Source organism: Rhodobacteraceae bacterium M385, assembly GCA_025141835.1.
Taxonomy (GTDB): domain Bacteria; phylum Pseudomonadota; class Alphaproteobacteria; order Rhodobacterales; family Rhodobacteraceae; genus Gymnodinialimonas.
Window position 1 is genome coordinate 2,996,978 of record CP081102.1, and the last position, 19,300, is coordinate 3,016,277.

Genomic DNA, 19,300 nt, shown 5'->3' on the forward strand with positions numbered 1-19,300 from the left:
GTCACCAAAGATGCCTGAGGCACTTGGTTGGTGCAAGGGAAAGCGATTTACCCCCCTTCTCTACCCTACGGGGGTGCCTGTGGACAGAAGGAGAAAACAGTTCGTTTAAGAGAATACTTAGACGGTTTTTATTCAACCGCCCCTCAAAAATGTTGCAAAAAGGAAGTTACCCCACCTCTGCAAGGCCCTGCGCAAGAAGCCGCTGACGCGCCAGATGTGGCCCCATATCAAGGGAGGCCATCTGCCCTTCACGCACCACGAAACGTCCCTCTACGATCAACTCACGCACCCGCCGTGGCCCCGCCAGTAGAAGTGCCGCCATGTCCCAACTGCCCGCGGCCTCTACCCCGGTCATGTCCCAAACGGCAATGTCTGCCCGAAAGCCCGGAGCGATCTGCCCGATCTCTTGCCCGCGCCCCAACACCTCGGCCCCGCCACGGGTGGCGATCCGCAGTGCCTCACGGGCGGACATGGCGCCCGGCCCGCTGACAACCCGCTGCAACAGCATCGTTTGACGCGCCTCATCCACCAAGGAGCCCGCATCGTTGGATGCAGAGCCGTCAACACCAAGCCCCACCTTCACCCCCGCATCGCGCATCGCCCGCACCGGCGCGATCCCTGACGCAAGGCGGCAGTTAGAACACGGGCAATGGGCGACGCCAGTGCCAGAGCTGGCAAACAGATCAATCTCAGCCCCGTCCAGCTTCACACAATGGGCATGCCAAACGTCGTCGCCGGTCCACCCCAAATCCTCGGCGTATTGGCCGGGGCGGCAGCCGAACTTCTCCAGCGAATAGGCGATATCCTCATCATTTTCGGCCAGATGGGTGTGCAGCATAACGCCCTTGTCACGGGCCAAGATCGCAGCGTCGCGCATCAGCTCACGGCTGACAGAAAAGGGTGAGCACGGCGCGACGCCCACGCGGCACATAGAGCCGGGGGCAGGATCGTGGAAAGCGTCGATAACGCGGATGCAGTCCTCGAGGATCGCGGCCTCATCCTCGACCAAGGCGTCCGGCGGTAGCCCCCCGTCGGACACGCCAATAGACATCGCGCCGCGCGTCGGCTGGAACCGCAAGCCCACCTGCGCCGCCGCCGCAATGGAATCGTCCAGGCGCGACCCATTGGGGAACAGATACATGTGATCGGACGAGGTCGAGCACCCCGACAAAGCCAGTTCCGCCAAACCGATCACGGCAGAGGTTTCCATATGATCGGGCGTGAAGCGCGACCAGATCGGGTAAAGCGTTTGCAGCCAGCCAAACAGCGCCGCATCCTGCGCACCGGGCACGGCACGGGTCAGGGTTTGAAATAGGTGATGGTGCGTGTTCACCAGCCCCGGCGTCACGAGGCAATCGCTACAATCCAGCGCGGGTGCATCGGCTTCAATCCCTTGGCCAACCTGTGAAATCTGCCCATCGCGCAGCAAGATATCGACGCCGCGCAGCTCGGATTCCGCGTCGTCCATCGTCAGGCAATGGCTGACATTTCGCAGGACAAGATCAGCCATTCACAACCCCTTGCAGCAAAGCAAGCGCCTCGGCGTGCAACGCAGGCGAGGCCGCCGCAATAGCCCGCCCGCCTTCATGGACGGAGCCACCGTTCCAATCGGTGATGACCCCGCCGGCGGCCTGCACCACGGCCACCGGCGCGGCGATATCGTAACTTTGCAAGCCCGCCTCGATCACCAGATCGATCTGCCCCGCCGCCAAAAGCGCATAGGCGTAGCAGTCGCAGCCATAGCGGGTCAGTTGCACCCTGTCGCGCACCGCCTCGAAACCCAATCGTTCCGCATCGGTTCCGACCTCCGGGAAAGTCGTGAACAACGTGGCCTCCGCCAAGCTGGCGGCGGGCGAAACCCCCAAATCCCGTGGCCCCAGGGGGCCGTCCATCCGGGCGCGACCGAAGCCGCCTTCAAACCGTTCGCCAATATAGGGTTGGTCGATAATGCCGTAGATCGGCCCGTTTGCATCGCACAGGGCGATCAACACACCCCAAGTGGGGGCGCCGGACACGAACCCACGGGTGCCGTCAATCGGGTCTAGCACCCAGGTCAGGCCGCTGGTGCCGTCCTTGAAGCCCTCTTCCTCGCCCAGGATCGCATCCTCAGGGCGGCGGTCGGCCAAAATCGCCCGCATAGCGGCCTCGGAGGCGCGGTCTGCGACGGTGACGGGGTCGTAGCTATCCGCCTCCTTGGAGGTCGTGCCCAAGCCGCCACGTCGGAAGTGCGGCAGGATCGCAGCCCGCGCGGCGTCTGCCATCAAATGGGCCGTGGCCATCAGCGCCTGTTCATCCCGCATCTGCATCGCTCCGCTAATCCAATCGCGATGGGCGTGACACGGGTCGGGCGCAGGCGTCAAGGTTCTGGTGCTGGCAGTGGGCCAATGTTGCCGATAGGAATGCCCAAACAGGTTTACGTTGGAGAGACAGCCATGCGCGCATTCGTCGTGAGCGATCACGCAACAGCCCCATCCGTGATCGAGATGCCCACGCCCCCCCCTGGCCCCGGCCAAGTGCGCATCCGCATCCACGCCTGCGCGTTGAACTTCGCGGATTTGCTTATGGCGAAAGGCACCTATCAAGACACCCCCGCCCTTCCCTTCGCATTGGGGATGGAGGTTGCAGGCGTGGTCGAGGCATTGAGCGACGGCGTCACAAGCCCCGCCATCGGCACCCGGGTTGCGGTGTTCGAGGGCTCGGGCGGGTTGGCCGAAGCGGGTGTATTCAGCGCGGAACGCTGCGTGGCGATCCCCGATTCCATGCCGTTTGAGCAAGCGGCAGGGTTTATCGTGGCCTACGGCACTTCGCATCTGGCGCTAACGGACCGGGGGCATTTGAAAAAGGGCGATCGGTTGCTGGTTCTGGGCGCTGCGGGCGGTGTCGGTCTGACGGCGGTAGAATTAGGCGCGAAGATGGGGGCCGAGGTTATCGCCGTAGCACGGGGCCCTGAAAAGCTGGCCATCGCGAAAGCCGCAGGCGCGGCCCATGTGTTAGACAGCGAAACCGCAGACCTGCGCGCCGAGGTCAAGGCGCTCGGCGGGGCCGACGTGGTCTATGACGCCGTTGGGGGCGCAAATTTCAAAGCAGCCATGCGGGCAACAAACCCCGGCGGAAGGATCATCGTGATCGGCTTTGCCAGCGGCAATATCCCCACAATTCCGGCAAACCACCTGTTGGTCAAAAACATCGACGTCATTGGCTTCTATTGGGGCGGTTACCTGAAGTGGGCGCCTGAACGGCTGGCTAAGAGCCTCTCGCAATTGATGGAGATGTACGAGGCAGGGCAATTAACCCTGCACATCGGCGCGACATTCCCGTTGGACGACGCGGGCGAGGCGATGGACCTGCTACGGTCTCGGAAGGTGTCGGGCAAGGTCGTGGTCACGATACCCCAATCGTAGACCGGGCCTCGGCCCGGGACCTGTCCGCACCCTTTAAATTGCGTGATATGCCTGCCGGATCAGCGTAACCAGTTCATCCACCGGTTCCGAGCGGGCAAGCTCAGACCGATACATGTTGATCCGAATGCGCGGCAGCGTGGGCAGCGCGCCGTTGTGGGGCACCATGGCCGTGTAGGGCGATTCGGTGCCTTCGATGACCGTATGGACCGCAAGGTCAGCACTGACCGAGACTTCAACGGCGCGCATCTTGTCGGATTCCACGGCCATTTCCCACGAGATCCCGGCTGAATCGAGCGCGGCAAGGGCGGGGCCGCGAAAGATGCAATCACGCTCGAACGCTAGGCGCAGGGGGCGTTGCTTCCACATCTGCCCCTCTTTCGCGCCAATCCAGACCATCGGACGTTCCAACAATGTCTCTCCGCCGCGATCTACTTCCTCTTCCGTGGTCAGGATCACGTCAGCTTCGCCGCGCTCAAACGCAGCCTTCAAGCTGACCGTGCCACGGGACAAAAGCTGTACTTTCATCCGGGGATAGGCCGTGCTGAAGCGTTGCAACACGCCGGGGATCGCCGGGTAGACCACATCGCCGGGCACACCGAGAATGATCTCTCCCTCATATTCCGTCGCGGTAAGGCGGCCGAGAACTTCGTCGTTCAGCTCTAGCATACGGCGGGCATAGCCCAACATCTGCTCGCCCGCGCCGGTCAGGTTCAACTTGCGCGTCGTGCGGTCAAATAACCCCACATCCAACGCTTCTTCCAACCGCTTGAGCTGCATGGAGACTGCCGATTGCGTCAGGTTCAGAAAGCTCGACGCTTTCGTGACACCGCCCGCATCCACCACGGTGACAAAGGCCCTCAGAGAGGTCAGATCGAGATTACGCGCCATCCATCAATTCCCGTGATGATAAACTTCAAGAACATTCACTATCAAAATGCTCCCCGCACGTCCATACATCACATATCGGAATGACACGCGGTCACTTCGTCACAATATGAAAAGGTAACGCCATGGCTCATCTGCCTCTCACCCGCCCTCATCAGGCCTCTCTCTCGGAAGCTGTGGCGGCCTGCGCACCAAAGGCACACCTGTCGCTGTTGCAGCGTGTAATCGGCGTATGGCGCCAGCGCCAGCACCTTGACCGACTGCCTTCACACATGCGCCGCGACATCGGCTTGAGCGACGCACAAGTCGCCCGCGAAACCCAGCGCCCCTTATGGGATGTACCACAAAATTGGCGCAACTGACGGCAAAGACGCGCTAAAGCGAAAAAATCGCGGCCCTTGCAGGATTTGCAGGGGCCGTTCGCTTGAAAAATGGTGCAACCTGCACGATATTCACCCCAAGAGGCCCGACATCCGGGCCCGGTGTTTTATTGGAGAACCCCATGGCTGAATATCAGACGATGCGCTCCCAAGGCATGGCCGGCTCCGCCGCGGAGTTGGACCAAGGCCTTCGCGCCCACATGAACAAGGTCTACGGCACGATGTCGATCGGCCTGTTGATCACCTTCGCCGCCGCTTGGGCGTTCGGGTCCAACCCGGCGCTTCTGTCGCTGCTCAATGATCCGGTGACGTTCCAACCCACGATCCTTGGCTACATTGTCATGTTCGCGCCGCTTGGCATGATCTTCGCGTTCGGCGCGATCATCACCAAGGCCTCGGCCGCTGCCGCGCAGCTGTTCTTCTACGCTTTCGCCGCCGTTATGGGCATGTCGATCAGCTACATCTTCGCCGTCTTTACCGGTGCGTCGATTGTGCAGTCGTTCCTTGTAACCTCTGCCGCCTTCGCGGGGCTGAGCCTGTTTGGCTACGTGACCAAGCGCGATATCTCGGGCTGGGGTGCGTTCTTGATGATGGGCCTGATCGGCGGCATCGTCCTGATGCTTCTGTCCTTCGCAATGTCCGCCTTTTTCGGCATCGTGATCCCCGGCTTTGATCTGGCACTGTCCGCCCTGATGCTGTTGGTCTTCGCGGGTCTGACCGCCTACCACACACAGGCGATCAAGCAGGAATACATCGACCATGCACAGCACGGCGATAGCGAGTGGATTGCGAAGTCTGCGATCATGGGCGCGCTGAACCTCTATATGTCGTTCATCAACATGTTCATGATTATCCTCAGCTTCCTCGGCAACCGCGAGTAATCTGACGACACGATCGTTACAAAAGGGTCGCCTTCAGGGCGGCCTTTTTTTGTTGCGTCCCGTTCCCCATGTGCCCAGAACACGGCCGCGGGGCGAGGGTTCCACGGGAGTAGTTCCCATTGGCTATAAGAGCTGCTGTGACCGGGGGAAAAACAGCATGAACACGCCCGCAATTTCCGACATGGTCCGGGTCTTTGGCCGGATCGGCCTGCTTTCCTTTGGGGGGCCCGCCGCACAGATTGCCTTGATGCATAGGGAGTTGGTCGAGGAACGCCCTTGGTTAAGCGAGCAGCAGTTCCTGTCGGCCCTGAGCTTTTGCATGTTGTTGCCGGGTCCCGAGGCGATGCAGCTGGCCACCTATGCTGGCTGGCGGCTGCGGGGCACCCTTGGGGGGCTTCTGGCGGGCCTGTTGTTTGTGGTGCCGGGGGCCGTCGTGATGTTGGCGTTGGCAAGCCTTTATGCCGCGATTGGCACAGTCCCGTTGATAGAGGCGGTATTCCTTGGGATTAAGGCCACGGTGATTATCATCGTCCTACAGGCGTTGATGAAAGTATCCAAGAAGGCCCTGAAAGGGGCCTTTGCGATGGCCTTAGCTGTCGCCGCCTTTGTGGCGATCTTCGTGTTTGAAGTCCCCTTCCCCTTCATCATTGCCGCCGCCGCCGTGGCGGGCGCCCTTGCCATGAAGGCAGATGTCCGCGCGGCGCCTGATGTCACGATCTCTGCCGCCGCCACCTTGCGCACCGTGGCGATCTGGGCCGCGATCTGGTTCGTGCCCCTCCTCGGGATCGGGGTCTTCGCCCCTCCCCTCCTCGCAGAGGTCGCACGGTTCTTCTCAACCCTTGCGGTTGTGACCTTTGGCGGGGCCTACGCCGTGCTGGCCTATATGGTGCAAGAGGTCGTGGGCAGTTTCGGCTGGCTGACTACGGGGCAAATGATGGATGCGCTGGGGCTGGCAGAGACGACGCCCGGCCCGCTGATCCTCGTGACGCAGTTTGTAGGCTTCATGGCCGGGCACCAGTCGGGCGGCTGGTGGATGGGCCTTGGCGCTGCGTTGGTGACCTTGTGGGTGACCTTCGTGCCATGCTTCCTGTGGATCTTCGCCGGAGCGCCCTACGTGGAATGGATCGCCTCGCGGCCTCGGCTAACGGGGGCGTTACAGGGCATTACGGCGGCGGTGGTGGGCGTCATCGCAAACCTATCCGTCTGGTTCGCGCTCAACGTCTGGTTTGGCACCGTTACCCGAAACGCCATCGGCCTTTGGCTGCCCGAGCTTGCAACGGTCAATTTTCTGGCCCTAGCCCTATCAGGTTTGGCAGCGGCCTTGCTACTATGGCGGAAAATGGACCTGTTGGCGGTTTTAGCCATCATGGGCGGGGCCGGGATTGTCGCGAGTTATGGCATTTCCGCCATTTGAGTGTTGACTCCCCCCATGGCCCGGTTACAAGGCGCGCTCTACCCAATTGTTGCGTGAGTGGCGAGAGCCCTCCGCCCCGACATTAAGGAGCCTGTCCATGGCGAAGCCAACCACGATCAAAATCCGCCTTAACTCGTCCGCAGGCACGGGCCACTTCTACGTGGCAAAAAAGAACGCACGCACAATGACCGAGAAGATGGTCGTACGAAAGTACGACCCGGTGGTGCGCAAGCATGTCGAGTACAAAGAAGGCAAGATCAAGTAAGCCTTCTTCGGAAAACAAGACATCAAGGGCCGCGCCGAGAGATCGACGCGGCCCTTTTTCTTTGTCCAAACGCCTCCGGCGCAAGGGCAACCAATGGCAAAGGGAAGGACAAGCCATGGTAGATGAGATGACAATCAGAGCAACGAACACGGCCGATATCGCGGCGGTGGATGCGCTTTTGGCGGCGAGCTATCCGGTTTTGCTGAAACCGGACTACGCGCCCTCTGTGCTTGTGACGTGCTTGCCTCTCATCACCCGAGCGCAGCCGGAACTGCTGCGCTGTGGCACCTATTACATTGCGGAAGGCCCAGATGGGCCGTTGGCGGCAGGCGGGTGGAGCCATGGTGCGCCCCAGGGCGGCGTGGGACCGCGTGACGTGGGACATATCCGCCATGTGGTCACTCATCCCAAGGCTCTGCGCAGAGGGCTTGCCCGGTCCCTGATCGAGCGCAGCTTTCGCGCCGCAAGGACATCGGGAGTACGTTGGATGATGTGCCAATCAACGCGCACGGCAGAGCCGTTCTACGCCTCGATGGGCTTTCAGCGCCGGGGCGAGATTGATATCCGCCTGCGGCCGGGAATTAGCTTCCCCGCGGTCGAGATGATCCGGGCGCTTTAGAGCGGCTTATTCGGCCGGGAACATATCAGGCGCGGCCTTTTCGGGCCGCGTCATCAAGGCGATCCCAATCGCCAGAATGCCGGAAACGACAACGCCCGTGTAGAAATACGCCGTGAAGCTAAGGTCCATCAGCAGCAACTGCGGCAGCAGCAGGTAGTGAACAAACAGATAAGAACTGGCACCGGTAAACAAAACACGCGCGATAACGTCGAGTTCAACTTCGGGTTTCCGTTTCATAAATTGGCCTTCTCTTGCATCCCCCACAGGCAGAATCGCCGTGCAATCGGACCAAATTGGGGCGCTGAGGTGAAAATCATGGGCAACGCCCCTGCGCCGCGCTTGCGACACCCCGCACTGACGGGTAAACCGCGTTTGATTTCACGAGAGGATTTGGCCCATGTCCATCGATGTTGCGACCGCCGCAAAGGTCGCCAAGCTTGCCCGTATCAAGGTTGACGAAGACGCCCTGCCCGCATTGGCAGAGGAATTTAACGCAATCTTGGGGTTCATCGAGCAACTGGAAGAGGTGGACGTGGATGGTGTGGAGCCGATGACCTCGGTCACGCCCATGGCCCTGCCCCGCCGCGAAGACGTGGTGACGGACGGCGGCCAACAGGCCAAGGTTCTGGCCAATGCGCCCGATGCCCGTGAAGGCTTTTTCTCGGTTCCCAAGGTGGTGGAATAATGTCTGATCTCAACACATTCACCATCGCCGCCGCCCGTGACGCCCTGCGCAAGGGCGAGGTCACCTCGGTCGAACTGACCCAAGCCTGCCTTTCCGCCATCGACGGGGCCGATGCCCTTGGCGCATTCGTCCACAAGACGCCGGAACTGGCGCTGGAACGTGCGGCGGCGGCTGATGCCCGGATTGCAGAAGGCGACGCGCCCGATATGTGCGGCATTCCCGTGGGCATTAAGGATTTGTTCTGCACCGAGGGCGTAGCCTCGCAGGCAGCATCGAAAATTCTGGAGGGCTTCACGCCGGAATACGAATCCACCGTCTCGGGCAACTTGCGCGATGCGGGTGCGGTTATGTTGGGCAAGTTGAACATGGACGAATTCGCCATGGGCTCTTCCAACGAGACCTCGGTCTACGGGAACGCCGTGAACCCGTGGCGCGCGGGCAACTCTGACGCGGGCCTGACACCGGGTGGCTCCTCCGGGGGCAGTGCTGCGGCTGTGGCCGCGGACCTGTGCCTGGCGGCCACCGGCACCGATACCGGCGGCTCCATCCGCCAGCCTGCGGCCTTCACCGGCACGGTGGGGCTGAAGCCCACCTACGGGCGCTGCTCTCGCTGGGGCGTGGTGGCCTTTGCGTCGTCCCTCGACCAGGCGGGACCGATGACCAAGACCGTGCGCGATGCCGCGATCATGGGCCGCGCGATGATGGGCTATGACGCGAAAGACAGCACCTCGGCCAATATGGATGTGCCGGATTTTGAGGCCATGCTGACGGGCGATATCCGAGGCAAAGTCATTGGCATTCCGAAAGAATATCGCATGGATGGAATGCCCGCCGAGATTGAGCAATTGTGGACCGATGGCACCGCAATGCTGAAGGACGCAGGTGCCGAGATCCGCGATATCAGCTTGCCCCACACCAAATACGCCCTGCCCGCCTATTACGTGATTGCGCCTGCGGAAGCCTCTTCCAACCTGGCCCGTTACGACGGCGTGCGCTTTGGCTACCGCGCGGATATGGCACCGGGCGACGGCATCACCGAGATGTACGAAAAGACCCGCGCCGAAGGTTTCGGCGCCGAGGTCCAACGCCGCGTGATGGTTGGCACCTACGTGCTGTCCGCAGGCTTCTACGACGCCTATTACAACCGCGCCCGCCGGGTCCGCGCCCTGATCAAGAAAGACTTCGATGATGTCTTTGCCGCGGGCGTCGATGCGATTCTGACGCCCGCCACCCCAAGCGCCGCCTTTGAGTTGGGTAAAGAGGTGAACGATCCGGTGGAAATGTACCTCAATGACGTGTTCACCGTCACGGTGAACCTTGCCGGGCTTCCGGGCGTCGCCGTGCCTACAGGCTTGGACCGCAATGGCTTGCCCCTAGGCTTGCAGTTGATCGGCAAGCCTTGGGAAGAGGGTGAGTTGCTGAACACCGCCTATGCGTTGGAAACCGCCGCAGGGTTTGTGGAAAAGCCCGCACGTTGGTGGTAGGTTAACGGTCAACGATACGTTTGCGCCAGAAAATGAGGCTTGAGTGATGGTACCTATGCGATTTGTCGCCCTTGCCTGCGTGGCCCTTGCGGGCTGCGCTTCGGCGCCCAACGATGTGTCTCCGGGACAGCAGACGTTAGACCAACAGGGGCTGAATGCCCGTCAGGCCGGGTTGAACGGCCAGATTTCTTCAGAGGTGATTCAACCCGCTTCGACCGGTGTGGGGATCGAGGCGGGAGCGACGGGGGATGTGACGTTCCTTGATCCCAACAACCTGACCGCCATAGCGGAAGGGGCGATTGCCGAATCCGAGGCGGGCGCTTCGGGCGGCGTGTTCGATAATATCCAGCCGCAGCAGGCAAATGATATTCTGCCGCCACCGCTATTGGCCCGCGTGGCCGCATTCGCGTTGCGCACGACCCACCAGCCCGGTGAGCGCCAGTGGCGGCGCAATCCGTTCCGCACTGACGGGCAAGACTTTTGCCTAGAGTTTGAGACCCGCGATGAGGCACAAGATCGCTTCCTTGCCGATGGCGGGCCAGAGCGTGACCCCAATGGGATGGATCCCGACGGTGACGGTTTCGTCTGCGGTTTTGACCCAAGCGCCCTGCGCGCCTCGGCGAATGCGCCTGTAGAGACGTTCGATACCCTCCCTTCAATCGACGGGTAATCGCTTGAAAAGCCCTAACTTTGGTGAACGCCGTGATGGCCTGAAGCCGGAGTTGGTGGTGTTGCATTACACCGCGATGAAAAGCTGCGCTTCTGCCGCAAAAGCGCTGTGCGATCCGGCGAGGGAAGTCTCGGCCCATTATCTGATTGGGCGTGACGGCGAGGTGTTGTCGCTCGTCGATGAGCCGATGCGGGCATGGCACGCGGGCGCCGGTGAATGGCGCGGGACGGGCGACGTGAATTCACGCTCCATCGGGATTGAGTTGGATAACGACGGGTTTTCCCCATTTTCCGAGCCATTGATGGCGTCTCTCGAACGGCTCCTCGGCCAAGGCCTCCTCGCCGCATGGGGGATCGGGCCAGAGGGGGTGATCGGGCATTCGGACATGGCACCGGGGCGCAAGATTGATCCGGGGCGGCGGTTTGACTGGCAGCGGTTGGCCCGACTGGGGTTGGCGGTGTGGTCAGAGGCTGACGGCGATAGCGTGGATGCCGAAGCGTTTCGGGAGGACGCGGCAACGTTCGGGTACCCGAGCGTGGAAGATGATCTGTTGTTAGAAGTCGTACGCATGCGGTTCCGGCCTTGGAAGCACGGGCCCCTAGACGGAGAGGATTGCGCCGTGATGGCGGATCTGGCGGCACGCTATGGGGTTGACCGGATCGATGCAGCGCCGTAGCCGGGGGCTTGCGTGGAGGGCTGGATGGCCGCGACCCTGCGCCTTTCGGGGCGTGTGATCGAGGAAAGTCCGGACTCCCTGAAGTGAAGGTGCCGGGTAATGCCCGGGCGGAGCAATCCGACGGAAAGCGCCACAGAAAACAAACCGCTAACCTCATCGCTTGCGATGCGGAAAGTAAGGGTGAAACGGTGGAGTAAGAGCCCACCGGGGGGCTGGCAACAGCGCCCGCATGGCAAGCCCCACCTGGGAGCAATGCCGAATAGGGACCGTATCATGGGATGCTTCATCCCCGCGGTCCGGGTTGGCAGCTAGAGTGTGCGAGTAATCGTACGCCGAGAGGAATGGTCATCCAGCTTGCGGGGCAACCCGTGAGTGGACAAAATCCGGCTTATAGGCTCTCCACGCAATTTTTTCCGAGAGGACCTGATTGGGACCGCCGCGCTTGGCGCAGGCGGGGGATTGAGTTGTAATTGCCAAGATGAAGGGAGAGCGGTGCGGATTTTCTTAGCGTTTTGCCGCGAAGAAGCGGCGCAGGAGGGCGGCGCATTGAGGTTCTTGAAGGCCCTGGTAGACTTCGGGTGCATGGTGGCATTGGGGATGCGTGAAGATACGGGGGCCTTGGTTAACGCCACCGGATTTGGGGTCGGAGGCGCCGAAATAGAGGCGGTTGATACGGGCGGCGGAGATTGTGGTGGCGCAGGCGGGGCAAGGTTCCAGCGTAACCCAGAGGTCGCAATCGGGCAGCCGTTCGGAGCGAAGGGTTTGGCAGGCGGCGCGAATGGCGAGGATTTCTGCGTGGGCGGTCGGATCATGCAGTTCACGGGTACGATTTCCGGCACGGGCGATGATTTCCCCATTGCGTGTGATAACCGCGCCAACGGGCACTTCTCCGCGGGCGCTGGCGGCTTCGGCCTCGGCCAAGGCGGCGTCCATAAATGAGGTGAATTGAGTCATACCCTGTCGTTGCTGCTTTCCACGGCGCTGTCAAACTTGTAGCGAGGGGCATGGTTGATGGTGAACGTATAGCAAAGCGGCTGAGCCGCGCGGGTGTGGCCTCTCGTCGGGAGGCGGAGCGGATGATTGAGGCCGGGCGCGTGAGCGTCAACGGCGCGGTCATTGAGAGCCCGGCGCTGAACGTCACCGACGCCGATGTTATCTTGGTGGATGAAGCTCCCCTGCCCGAGATCGAGCGGCCCCGCGTGTGGCTGTATCACAAGCCCACGGGGCTGGTGACCAGCAACGCCGATGAGAAGGGCCGAGAGACGGTCTTTGACAAGCTGCCTGAGGGATTGCCGAGGGTGATGTCTGTTGGGCGGCTCGACATGAACTCGGAAGGGTTATTGTTGCTGACCAACGATGGCGGCGTGAAGCGGAAGCTGGAACTGCCTTCGACCGGGTGGTTGCGCAAATATCGCGTGCGGATGAAGGGCAACCCCAAGGACGAGGATTTCGCCCCCCTCAGGCGCGGGATCGTGGCCGAAGGTGAGCGGTTTCAGCCAATGGATGTGACGCTCGACCGGGTGCAGGGCGCCAATGCGTGGATCACGGTGGGCCTGCGGGAAGGCAAGAACCGAGAGATCCGGCGCGCCATGGCGGAGCTTGGGTTCGAGGTGAACCGCTTGATCCGCATCTCTTACGGGCCGTTCCGGTTGGGAGAGTTGAAACAGGGCGAGGTCGAAGAGATCAAGCCAAGGGTTCTGCGTGATCAGTTGGGTCTGGAAACCGCGACCGAGGGCCATGCAGAGCCGAAAGCCTTGGGCAAGCGGCGTAAGAAACCGGCGCCCAAGGGGTTTAAAGGGGGCACAAGGCCTGATCCCAAGAACACGAGCAACCGGTTGGCGCCGGGGAAGCGGGGCGGGAAGCCGGGCCGCCCGGAACGAGGGCGGTCTAGTCCTGATCGTTCGGGGAAGCCGGGTCCGCGTCGTCCATAAGGCCGAACTTTTCGACGAGCTTGTACTGCAGGCCCATGAAGACCACCATCGCCAGCGGTAGTCCGAAGGTTTTGACCGAGACCCAGACCGCCGAGGAAAGCGTGATCGCGATCAAAGTGTTGGCCACCGCCAAGGCGAGGAAAAACCATGCAAAACGGCGGGTTAGGATCATCCAGCCTTCCTGCTCCATTGGCAAGACATCTCCGAGTAGAGAGGCGAGGTAAGACTTACCTTGCCGCAGGCCGAAGGCCAGAATGGCGGAGAATGCCGCATAAAGCAGGGTCGGCTTGAGCTTGAGGAAACGCTCATCATCCAGCCAAACTGTCAGGCCACCCATAACCACCACCAAGCCTAACGTCATGATCTGCATGCGCGACAGGTGCCCCGTCAGCACCCGCAGTATGCCCATGGAGACCACCATCAGGATCACGAACCAGAAGGTGATGAAGGTGAACGGCTGAACCATTTGCCCGAATAGCGGGTAGCTTTCTGCCTTCAGCAGGAAGAACGCCGCGAAAAACGCCAGCACGGGGCCGAATTCAAGGCTCTGCTTCAGCCAAGGGCTAATTTCTCGTTCAGACATGCGGGCTCCGTCGGTGTTCGGTCGGTTTCGGGATACTTAGGTACTTTTGCCGCGACATACGAGGGGCGGCGTTAACCTGCCACTTCCACTATCACTGCCCCTGCCGCGATCAAAGCCATCAGGCCCGCGCGGACGGGACCGACGGGTTCGCGTAGAAACAGCCAGCCGATGAGCGCTGCGAAGACGGTCGAGGTTTCACGCAGGACCGCGGCCTCGCCCACTTGGTCAAGGCGCGTGGCCAACATGACAGATCCGAAAGAGGCGAAGGCGACAAGCCCGCCGACGACGCCACGCAGTGCCAATGGGCCGAGGGCGGGGCGACTGGCTTGGCGCAGGTAGAAGCGGGTTGCGAGAACGGGGAACAGCAGCCCGTCGATAAAGAAAAACCATGCAAGGAAGGTGAAAGGGTCTGCCGTGGCACGGATGCCGTAGGCGTCGTAAGTGGTGTAGATCGCCACAAAAAGTCCCGTGAGAACGGCAAAGAGCAGCCCGTTGATCAGCGTGTCACGGGCGATGGTGACTCGGGCCATATTGTAGGCCGCAAGCCCGTAGAGCCCCAGAAGCAGCACCGCGACGCCGAGCCATTGAAGGAGGTTGAAGGTCTCTCCAAAGATCAGCCACGCACCGATAACGGTGAACAGCGGCCCCGTGCCGCGCATGACCGGGTAGACGACGGTAAACGCGCCCCGCCGAAACGCGCCCAGAACGGCCAGCTTGTAGCATCCGTGGATCACAAAAGCGCCCGCGAAGATCGGCCACATATGCGGCTCGGGCCAAGGCACGACGAAAAGCGCAATGGGGGCGGCCATCAGCCCGTAGCTTGCGTCAATCGCGCCACGGGCCAAGAGCGGCTCATGGCGGCCCTTTTGCAGGGCGCCGAAGACCGCATGTAGCACCGCCGCCAAAAGCGCAAGGATCAGGGCTGCCTGCGCCCCCGCCTCTGTGCCTTCGATGGAGGTGATCCAATGGCTCATCTATTGGCGCGGTGTCCAAGTGGCTTGCAAGGAGGTGCCGGATGGAAGCGCCACTTCAAACGGGATGCCCGTGCGCATGTCAAAGAGTGCCGCGTTCAGGTTGAAATGCTCAGGGCTGGTGAGGCTCAGGCGGAGCCGCCCACGGGGGGACGGTAAGGACAGCGCAAAGGCGTTGATCGCCGTGGCAGAAGCCGTGGACAAGAAACCGCGCGGCGCGCTTTGGGTCAGGGACTGCACGCCCGCCGCGGCCATCGCGAAGGTGAAGGGCGAGGCGTCGATGCCGTTGGCCTGCATCGGGGCCACAACGGCGCGTTCAAACATTCCGTTAAACAGCAGATCCGCAGCCAGAGTGTGATGCCCGAAGTCGGCAAGCGGCGTATTGTAGGGGGTCCAACCTGGCGCATGGCCGCGCTGCACAAAGCTGGCGGTGCTACCATCATGAAGCGCCACCCGCAGCCCGTCGATATCCAGCGCATTCGTTGCCGGATGCCACCGCCATTGCAAGTCGATCCGCGCGGGTGTCTGAGGCCCGGCAAGGTTGCTGATCCATGCAAGCTCAGGCGCGGGTTGCCCCATCAGCATGGCACCGTCGATGCGCAGCCCAAGTTCTGTCGGCAGAACCACCTCTCCGCGCACCCAGCTGAGGAAGTTTTGGCCGGTGAAAGCCAAACGCTCTACCCGGAACGACAGGCCAAGTTCACCCACATAGACGTCAAGCTCCGTGGACACGCAGCCGTTGGGCAATGCCAGTGCCTCGGAAGTCGGGCTTTGAGTGACTTCGATGTCGAATTGAGCATCAAGAAGCGTGAAGGCTTGCTCCTCGATGGTGCCACAATCCGATGGACTCAGCGCTTGGGCGGGCAAGGCTGACATAGCCAATACCAGTGCGAGACTCAGGGGTTTTAGACGCATAGTGGCTACTCACGCTTATCCACAGGGCTGTGGGTACATGTTACGAACGGTCAAGTCCAACCAAAGCGTCTGCAAATTCTTCGGGGTCAAATGGTTGCAAATCATCAATCTGCTCCCCAACACCAATGGCATGGATCGGCAGGCCAAACTTATCGGCTAGCGCCACCAGAACGCCGCCCTTAGCGGTGCCGTCCAGCTTGGTCATCACAAGGCCCGAGACGTCCGCCATCTGCCCGAAAAGCTCCACCTGTCGCAGGGCGTTCTGCCCCGTCGTAGCGTCCAGAACCAGCAGCGTGTTATGCGGCGCGTCGGGGTCTTTCTTGCGGATCACCCGGACAATCTTTGCCAGTTCTTCCATCAGGTCAGCGCGGTTTTGCAACCTTCCCGCCGTGTCGATCATCAACAGATCGGCACCGTCGGCCTCGGCTTTGACCATCGCATCATAGGCCAGCGCGGCGGGATCTGACCCCTCGGGCGCGGTTAGCACGGGCACGCCCGCCCGGTCGCCCCACACCTGCAATTGCTCCACCGCCGCAGCGCGGAACGTGTCACCCGCCGCGATCACCACTTTCTTGCCCGCCGCGCGGAACTGGCTGGATAGCTTTCCAATCGTCGTCGTCTTGCCCGAGCCATTGACCCCAACCACCAGCACAACCTGAGGCGTCTTGGGATATATCGGCAAGGGCCGGGCGACGGGCTGCATCACGCCAGCAATCTCCGCGGCCAGAAGCGTCTTGATCTCGGTTGCGGACATCAGCTTGCCGTAACGGCCCTCAGCCATGTTAGCCGTGACACGCAGAGCGATATCCACCCCCATGTCCGAGGCGATAAGCAGCTCTTCCAACTGCTCCAGCATCTCATCGTCCAGCGCCCGTTTGGGCTCGGCCGAGCGCCCCATAAGACGCCCGAGGATGCCGGGCTTTTTGGGTGAGGGAGTAAGCTCAGGTTCCGGTGCAGCAACCGGCGCAGGTTCAGGCTCGGAAACAGGGGCCGCATCACCGGCAACTTCCGGCTCTGGCTCGGGGGGCTCAGTCGGCTCCCGCTCAACTGCCACCTCTTCCGGCGCAACCTCAGCCTCAACCTCTGGCGCCTCAACCTCGGGCACGACCTCCGCCGTGTCAGCACCCTCTTCAATGATCGCATCCAGCCCTTCGTCCAACTTTGACGAGGACTTGAACATGCGATCCTTCATTTTGCGGAAAAATGACATGGGCACCCTATGTTTAGCCTATACAACCCACCTAATACCCAAAGCCGCGCTTGGAAAGGCCAAGGCGCTGCGCCATTCTTTCGCCAGATTGCTTTGTTACCCGCTGCGAAACGCATTTTCGACAAAAGGACCCGCCCCATCATGCCCGTTATCGCCCGCTATGCCGCGATCACATTGCCCCCGATGTTCCTGCTTCTTCTGGCAGGCACCGCTTGGGGCGGCTTTGCCTGGGTCGCGCTTCTCTGGCTAACGGTCGTGACCGCCGTGGCCGACCGCCTCTTGGCCCCGCCCGAGGCGACGCCAGCCGAAGAGGAAACCGTGCCATGGTCCGATACATTGTCGGTGGGCCTCGCGTTCGGCCATTTGCTGATCCTGCTCTCCACCGCCTCTGCGATAACTTCAGGCGATCTGAGTTTTGGCCAGTCCATCGCGCTGTTCTTCGCCACGGCGTCTTTCTTTGGCCAGGTCAGCCACCCCAACGCCCATGAGCTAATCCACCGCACGCCTGTCGCTCTGCGTGCCTTGGGGGCGGCAGTCTACACCAGCGTAGGCTTCGGGCACCACGTCTCGGCGCATCGCTTGGTTCATCACCGCCATGTTGGTACCGATGCTGATCCAAACACGCCCCTTCCGGGGGAAAGCTTTTGGGCCTACCTCCCCCGCGCTTGGCGTGGCTCCTTCGAGGCTGGAGCGGAATGCGAGGTAGACAGGCTTGATCGCAAAGGCCGGAGCCCAAATCACATTACCAACCCATATTGGATCTGGCTCGGCGGCGCGATCTTGTCTCTCATCCTGGTTACCCTCGCCGCGGGCCTTGGGGGGATACCCGTCTTCCTTGGCCTCGCCGGTCTTACAGGGGCGCAAATCCTGATGTCTGACTACGTGCAGCACTACGGCCTGCAACGGCTACTGCTGCCCAATGGCCGCTTTGAGCCCGTCGCCGCCCACCACAGCTGGAACGCGCCAAAAGGGTTCTCCAGCTACCTGATGATGAATGCCCCGGCCCATTCCGAACATCACATGCACCCCGACCGCCCCTATGAACGCCTCAACCCCGAGGCTAAGGTCCCCACGCTACCCCTTTCCATGCCTGTTATGGCCAGCATCGCCCTGATCCCAAGCCTTTGGGCCCGGATGATGGACCGCCGCGCTCTCAAAGTCATGGAAGCAGCTCAGGCCGCCTATGCAGAACCGCCCAAAACGCCAGCGCCGCGCCGCCCTGCTCCCGTCCCTGTCGCGATGGCCGACCGTACGGCCGCAACAGCCCCGCCACCCGATCAACCCTCCGCACCCGAACCCCAAGACCAAGACCAAGACCAAGACCAAGACCAAGACCAAGACGACCCCGAAGACGCCAACCTGCTCAAGGCAATCCGCGCCGCCACTCAATAGCGGCTGCCTCCTTCATCTTGGTAAATACACCTCCGGGAGTGTTGCGCATCTCTTGGATGCGCAGAGGGGGCTGGCCCCCTGACAACGCTAGCCGTTCAAAGTAACGCCGCGACGGCCCGCTAAATCGGTGAAGAATTGCCACGCCACCCGGCCAGAACGGGACCCACGGGTTGCTTGCCACTCAATCGCCTCAGCCCGCAATTGTTCGTCAGCGATCTGCACACCATGGGCGTCGCAATAGCCCCGGATCATCGCCAAATAGGCGTCTTGGTCGCAGCTATGGAACCCCAGCCACAGGCCGAAACGGTCCGACAGTGACACCTTCTCTTCCACCGCCTCGGCCGGGTTAATCCCCGATCCGCGCTCGTTCTCAATCATGTCGCGGGGCATCAGGTGGCGGCGGTTCGACGTGGCATAGAACACCACATTATCGGGACGCCCGGTCACGCCGCCATCCAGCACCGCCTTCAAAGACTTATAGTGCTGGTCGTCGTGGCTAAACGACAGGTCATCGCAATATAGGATGACCCGCGCATCAACCCCGCGCAGCAGCGCCAGCAAGCGCCCAACGGACGGCAGATCCTCCCGTTGGATCTCCACCAGTTTCAGCCCGGTCTCTTCCCCCGCAATCGCGCCGTGTACGGACTTCACAAGCGAGGATTTCCCCATCCCCCGCGCGCCCCACAACAAGGCGTTGTTGGCGGGCAATCCTTGGGCGAACTGGCGCGTGTTGGCCATCAACGTGTCCCTTGCCCGATCAATGCCGTGCAGCAGGGACAATTCTACGCGATTCACCTTGGCCACCGGTTCCAACGCATCGGGGTCCGTTTGCCAAACAAAGGCCTCGGCCATGGAGAGGTCAGGCGTGGTCGCGGGCGGCGGACGCAACCGCTCTAACGCATCCGCGATACGGGTCAGGGCCGTTTCAGTCAGATTGT

The 19,300-nt window shown here is 61.6% G+C and carries 21 protein-coding genes, 1 other RNA gene and 1 pseudogene; 13 read left to right on the forward strand and 10 right to left on the reverse strand.

From position 1 onward, the window contains the following. Window positions 1-166 precede the first annotated feature (166 nt). Together K3728_14615 and hisN are read right to left on the reverse strand one after the other, a co-directional pair. Window positions 167-1,510 carry an 8-oxoguanine deaminase gene (locus K3728_14615; protein ID UWQ94914.1) on the reverse strand — a complete coding sequence of 448 codons (1,344 nt, stop codon included), beginning with the start codon at window positions 1,508-1,510 and terminating at the stop codon, window positions 167-169. Further along, entirely contained in the window at window positions 1,503-2,300 is a 798-nt protein-coding gene (gene hisN / locus K3728_14620; GenBank protein ID UWQ94915.1) for a histidinol-phosphatase, read from the reverse strand. The genes K3728_14615 and hisN overlap by 8 nt, the downstream gene beginning before the upstream one ends. A 132-nt stretch (window positions 2,301-2,432) precedes the next feature. Here hisN and K3728_14625 point away from each other — a divergent pair, with 132 nt between their 5' ends. Beyond that, window positions 2,433-3,401: an NADPH:quinone oxidoreductase family protein gene (locus tag K3728_14625; GenBank protein UWQ94916.1), complete on the forward strand. Its 969-nt coding sequence runs from the start codon at window positions 2,433-2,435 to the stop codon at window positions 3,399-3,401. A 33-nt stretch (window positions 3,402-3,434) separates the two neighbouring features. Here the strand turns inward: K3728_14625 and K3728_14630 are convergent, their stop codons facing one another. Then, window positions 3,435-4,289, reverse strand: a complete 855-nt coding sequence (locus tag K3728_14630; protein ID UWQ94917.1) for a LysR family transcriptional regulator — start codon at window positions 4,287-4,289, stop codon at window positions 3,435-3,437. A 122-nt stretch (window positions 4,290-4,411) separates the two neighbouring features. Here K3728_14630 and K3728_14635 point away from each other — a divergent pair, with 122 nt between their 5' ends. The 5 genes from K3728_14635 (at window position 4,412) to K3728_14655 (ending at window position 7,845) form a co-directional block, all read left to right on the forward strand. Beyond that, window positions 4,412-4,648 (forward strand): DUF1127 domain-containing protein, encoded by a 237-nt coding sequence (locus tag K3728_14635; protein UWQ94918.1) that lies wholly within the window; start codon window positions 4,412-4,414, stop codon window positions 4,646-4,648. Window positions 4,649-4,788: 140 nt separating this feature from the next. Beyond that, window positions 4,789-5,547: a Bax inhibitor-1/YccA family protein gene (locus K3728_14640; GenBank protein UWQ94919.1), complete on the forward strand. Its 759-nt coding sequence runs from the start codon at window positions 4,789-4,791 to the stop codon at window positions 5,545-5,547. A 157-nt stretch (window positions 5,548-5,704) separates the two neighbouring features. Next, entirely contained in the window at window positions 5,705-6,961 is a 1,257-nt protein-coding gene (gene chrA / locus K3728_14645) for a chromate efflux transporter (GenBank protein UWQ94920.1), read from the forward strand. A 97-nt stretch (window positions 6,962-7,058) separates the two neighbouring features. Beyond that, window positions 7,059-7,226 (forward strand): 50S ribosomal protein L33, encoded by a 168-nt coding sequence (gene rpmG, locus K3728_14650; protein UWQ94921.1) that lies wholly within the window; start codon window positions 7,059-7,061, stop codon window positions 7,224-7,226. Window positions 7,227-7,341: 115 nt separating this feature from the next. Then, window positions 7,342-7,845: a GNAT family N-acetyltransferase gene (locus K3728_14655; GenBank protein UWQ94922.1), complete on the forward strand. Its 504-nt coding sequence runs from the start codon at window positions 7,342-7,344 to the stop codon at window positions 7,843-7,845. Between the two features lie 6 nt (window positions 7,846-7,851). On the opposite strand, the gene K3728_14660 is transcribed toward K3728_14655, so the two are convergent. Then, complete coding sequence (locus K3728_14660) at window positions 7,852-8,082, reverse strand: hypothetical protein (protein UWQ94923.1); 231 nt, start codon at window positions 8,080-8,082, stop codon at window positions 7,852-7,854. A gap of 160 nt (window positions 8,083-8,242) precedes the next feature. Between K3728_14660 and gatC the strand changes: the two genes are divergently transcribed. The 5 genes from gatC (at window position 8,243) to rnpB (ending at window position 11,767) form a co-directional block, all read left to right on the forward strand. After that, entirely contained in the window at window positions 8,243-8,530 is a 288-nt protein-coding gene (gene gatC, locus K3728_14665; protein ID UWQ94924.1) for an Asp-tRNA(Asn)/Glu-tRNA(Gln) amidotransferase subunit GatC, read from the forward strand. Then, window positions 8,530-10,014: an Asp-tRNA(Asn)/Glu-tRNA(Gln) amidotransferase subunit GatA gene (gene gatA / locus K3728_14670; protein UWQ94925.1), complete on the forward strand. Its 1,485-nt coding sequence runs from the start codon at window positions 8,530-8,532 to the stop codon at window positions 10,012-10,014. Before gatC ends, gatA begins: the two co-directional genes overlap by 1 nt. Before the next feature lie 55 nt (window positions 10,015-10,069). Continuing rightward, window positions 10,070-10,684, forward strand: a complete 615-nt coding sequence (locus K3728_14675) for a hypothetical protein (GenBank protein UWQ94926.1) — start codon at window positions 10,070-10,072, stop codon at window positions 10,682-10,684. A gap of 52 nt (window positions 10,685-10,736) precedes the next feature. Continuing rightward, complete coding sequence (locus tag K3728_14680) at window positions 10,737-11,360, forward strand: N-acetylmuramoyl-L-alanine amidase (GenBank protein UWQ97575.1); 624 nt, start codon at window positions 10,737-10,739, stop codon at window positions 11,358-11,360. 12 nt (window positions 11,361-11,372) lie between these two features. Next, window positions 11,373-11,767: RNase P RNA component class A (gene rnpB, locus K3728_14685), an RNA gene on the forward strand. A 97-nt stretch (window positions 11,768-11,864) separates the two neighbouring features. Here rnpB and K3728_14690 read toward each other — a convergent pair. Beyond that, entirely contained in the window at window positions 11,865-12,293 is a 429-nt protein-coding gene (locus K3728_14690) for a nucleoside deaminase (protein ID UWQ97576.1), read from the reverse strand. Window positions 12,294-12,364: 71 nt separating this feature from the next. Here K3728_14690 and K3728_14695 point away from each other — a divergent pair. Continuing rightward, window positions 12,365-13,081: pseudogene (locus K3728_14695) on the forward strand (rRNA pseudouridine synthase). Window positions 13,082-13,247: 166 nt separating this feature from the next. Here K3728_14695 and K3728_14700 read toward each other — a convergent pair. The 4 genes from K3728_14700 to ftsY all read right to left on the reverse strand — a co-directional run bounded on the left by K3728_14700 (window position 13,248) and on the right by ftsY (window position 16,970). Then, window positions 13,248-13,874 (reverse strand): septation protein IspZ, encoded by a 627-nt coding sequence (locus tag K3728_14700; GenBank protein ID UWQ94927.1) that lies wholly within the window; start codon window positions 13,872-13,874, stop codon window positions 13,248-13,250. Between the two features lie 71 nt (window positions 13,875-13,945). Beyond that, window positions 13,946-14,848, reverse strand: a complete 903-nt coding sequence (locus K3728_14705) for a DMT family transporter (protein UWQ94928.1) — start codon at window positions 14,846-14,848, stop codon at window positions 13,946-13,948. Further along, window positions 14,849-15,721, reverse strand: coding sequence for a hypothetical protein (locus tag K3728_14710; GenBank protein ID UWQ94929.1), 873 nt, complete (start codon window positions 15,719-15,721; stop codon window positions 14,849-14,851). 79 nt (window positions 15,722-15,800) lie between these two features. Continuing rightward, the gene (ftsY, locus tag K3728_14715; GenBank protein UWQ94930.1) at window positions 15,801-16,970 is read right to left on the reverse strand and encodes a signal recognition particle-docking protein FtsY; all 1,170 of its coding nucleotides are present in this window, start codon (window positions 16,968-16,970) and stop codon (window positions 15,801-15,803) included. 141 nt (window positions 16,971-17,111) lie between these two features. Here ftsY and K3728_14720 point away from each other — a divergent pair, with 141 nt between their 5' ends. After that, window positions 17,112-18,362 carry an alkane 1-monooxygenase gene (locus K3728_14720; GenBank protein ID UWQ94931.1) on the forward strand — a complete coding sequence of 417 codons (1,251 nt, stop codon included), beginning with the start codon at window positions 17,112-17,114 and terminating at the stop codon, window positions 18,360-18,362. Between the two features lie 87 nt (window positions 18,363-18,449). Here K3728_14720 and K3728_14725 read toward each other — a convergent pair whose 3' ends face one another. Continuing rightward, the gene (locus K3728_14725) at window positions 18,450-19,295 is read right to left on the reverse strand and encodes an ATP-binding protein (protein ID UWQ97577.1); all 846 of its coding nucleotides are present in this window, start codon (window positions 19,293-19,295) and stop codon (window positions 18,450-18,452) included. Between the last annotated feature and the right edge of the window lie 5 nt (window positions 19,296-19,300).

Excerpts from the sequence above, each read along its gene's own strand:
- K3728_14635 (UWQ94918.1), top strand. The coding sequence starts at position 4,412 with ATGGCTCATCTGCCTCTCACCCGCCCTCATCAGGCCTCTCTCTCGGAA.
- K3728_14655 (UWQ94922.1), top strand. The coding sequence starts at position 7,342 with ATGGTAGATGAGATGACAATCAGAGCAACGAACACGGCCGATATCGCG.
- K3728_14660 (UWQ94923.1), bottom strand. The coding sequence starts at position 8,082 with ATGAAACGGAAACCCGAAGTTGAACTCGACGTTATCGCGCGTGTTTTG.
- K3728_14710 (UWQ94929.1), bottom strand. The coding sequence starts at position 15,721 with ATGTCAGCCTTGCCCGCCCAAGCGCTGAGTCCATCGGATTGTGGCACC.
- K3728_14690 (UWQ97576.1), bottom strand. The coding sequence starts at position 12,293 with ATGGACGCCGCCTTGGCCGAGGCCGAAGCCGCCAGCGCCCGCGGAGAA.
- hisN (UWQ94915.1), bottom strand. The coding sequence starts at position 2,300 with ATGCGGGATGAACAGGCGCTGATGGCCACGGCCCATTTGATGGCAGAC.
- K3728_14640 (UWQ94919.1), top strand. The coding sequence starts at position 4,789 with ATGGCTGAATATCAGACGATGCGCTCCCAAGGCATGGCCGGCTCCGCC.
- K3728_14675 (UWQ94926.1), top strand. The coding sequence starts at position 10,070 with ATGCGATTTGTCGCCCTTGCCTGCGTGGCCCTTGCGGGCTGCGCTTCG.
- K3728_14615 (UWQ94914.1), bottom strand. The coding sequence starts at position 1,510 with ATGGCTGATCTTGTCCTGCGAAATGTCAGCCATTGCCTGACGATGGAC.
- K3728_14700 (UWQ94927.1), bottom strand. The coding sequence starts at position 13,874 with ATGTCTGAACGAGAAATTAGCCCTTGGCTGAAGCAGAGCCTTGAATTC.
- K3728_14705 (UWQ94928.1), bottom strand. The coding sequence starts at position 14,848 with ATGAGCCATTGGATCACCTCCATCGAAGGCACAGAGGCGGGGGCGCAG.
- gatC (UWQ94924.1), top strand. The coding sequence starts at position 8,243 with ATGTCCATCGATGTTGCGACCGCCGCAAAGGTCGCCAAGCTTGCCCGT.
- gatA (UWQ94925.1), top strand. The coding sequence starts at position 8,530 with ATGTCTGATCTCAACACATTCACCATCGCCGCCGCCCGTGACGCCCTG.
- K3728_14720 (UWQ94931.1), top strand. The coding sequence starts at position 17,112 with ATGCCCGTTATCGCCCGCTATGCCGCGATCACATTGCCCCCGATGTTC.
- K3728_14625 (UWQ94916.1), top strand. The coding sequence starts at position 2,433 with ATGCGCGCATTCGTCGTGAGCGATCACGCAACAGCCCCATCCGTGATC.
- chrA (UWQ94920.1), top strand. The coding sequence starts at position 5,705 with ATGAACACGCCCGCAATTTCCGACATGGTCCGGGTCTTTGGCCGGATC.
- rpmG (UWQ94921.1), top strand. The coding sequence starts at position 7,059 with ATGGCGAAGCCAACCACGATCAAAATCCGCCTTAACTCGTCCGCAGGC.
- ftsY (UWQ94930.1), bottom strand. The coding sequence starts at position 16,970 with ATGTCATTTTTCCGCAAAATGAAGGATCGCATGTTCAAGTCCTCGTCA.
- K3728_14630 (UWQ94917.1), bottom strand. The coding sequence starts at position 4,289 with ATGGCGCGTAATCTCGATCTGACCTCTCTGAGGGCCTTTGTCACCGTG.